Genomic DNA, 1,502 nt, shown 5'->3' with positions numbered 1-1,502 from the left:
ACTGCGGCGGGTTGCCGTGCTTGCGGGACGGCAGGTCGGCGTGCTTGTTGCGGAGCATCGCGAGGGCGCTGATCAGCGTCTCGCGGGTCTCGGCGGGGTCGATGACGTCGTCGACGAGGCCGCGCTCGGCCGCGTAGTACGGGTGCATCAGCTCGGCCTTGTACTCCTTGACCATGCGGGCGCGCATGGCCTCGGGGTCCTCGGCCTCCGCGATCTGCTTGCGGAAGATGACGTTGGCGGCGCCCTCGGCACCCATGACCGCGATCTCGTTGGTCGGCCAGGCGTAGGTGAGGTCGGCGCCGATGGACTGGGAGTCCATGACGATGTAGGCGCCGCCGTAGGCCTTGCGCAGGATCAGGGAGATCCGCGGGACGGTGGCGTTGCAGTACGCGTAGAGCAGCTTGGCGCCGTGGCGGATGATGCCGCCGTGCTCCTGGTCGACGCCCGGGAGGAAGCCGGGCACGTCCAGCAGGGTGATGATCGGGATGTTGAAGGCGTCGCACATCTGGACGAAGCGCGCGGCCTTCTCGGAGGCCTCGATGTCGAGGACGCCGGCCAGGGTCTGCGGCTGGTTGGCGACGATGCCGACGACCTGGCCGTCGAGGCGGGCCAGGGCGCAGATGATGTTGCGGGCCCAGCGCTCGTGGATCTCCAGGACGTCGCCGTCGTCGACGAGTTCCTCGATGACCTTGTGCATGTCGTACGGGCGGTTGCCGTCCGCGGGGACCAGGTCCAGCAGGACGTCCGAGCGGCGGTCGGCCGGGTCGGAGGTCTGGTGGACGGGCGGGTTCTCGCGGTTGTTGGAGGGCAGCATCGAGATGAGGTAGCGCACCTCGGAGATGCAGGTCTCCTCGTCGTCGTACGCGAAGTGCGCCACGCCCGAGGTCTCGGCGTGCACGTCGGCGCCGCCCAGGCCGTTCTGGCTGATCTCCTCGCCGGTGACGGCGCGCACGACGTCCGGGCCGGTGATGAACATCTGCGAGGTGTCGCGGACCATGAACACGAAGTCCGTCAGCGCCGGCGAGTACGCCGCCCCGCCCGCGCACGGGCCGAGCATGACCGAGATCTGCGGGATGACGCCCGAGGCCCTGGTGTTGCGCTGGAAGATGCCGCCGTAGCCGGCGAGGGCGGACACGCCCTCCTGGATGCGGGCGCCGGCGCCGTCGTTGAGGGAGACCAGCGGGGCACCGGCCGCGATGGCCATGTCCATGATCTTGTGGATCTTCGTGGCGTGGGCCTCGCCCAGCGCGCCGCCGAAGATCCGGAAGTCGTGCGCGTAGACGAAGACGGTGCGGCCCTCGACCGTGCCCCAGCCGGTGATGACACCGTCGGTGTACGGCTTCTTGCCTTCCAGGCCGAAGCCGGTCGCCCGGTGCCGGCGCAGCTGCTCGACCTCCTTGAAGGAACCCTCGTCGAGGAGCAGTGCGATGCGCTCGCGCGCGGTCAGCTTGCCCTTCGCGTGCTGGGCCTCGGTCGCCCGGTCACTCGGTCCACGCCGCGCC

At 69.9% G+C, this 1,502-nt stretch carries 1 protein-coding gene; it reads right to left on the bottom strand.

The genetic code is table 11. The annotated features are described in order from the left end of the window. Positions 1–1,502, bottom strand: a 1,502-nt coding sequence (locus ACFV7Q_RS38860; RefSeq protein ID WP_385435673.1) for an acyl-CoA carboxylase subunit beta, incomplete at both ends; no start/stop codon positions are given.

This window comes from Streptomyces sp. NPDC059851 (assembly GCF_042732005.1).
In the GTDB taxonomy this organism is placed as follows: Bacteria; Actinomycetota; Actinomycetes; order Streptomycetales; family Streptomycetaceae; genus Streptomyces.
Note: the sequence above shows the minus strand (reverse complement) of the source record. Positions and strands in the feature narration are given on the sequence as shown.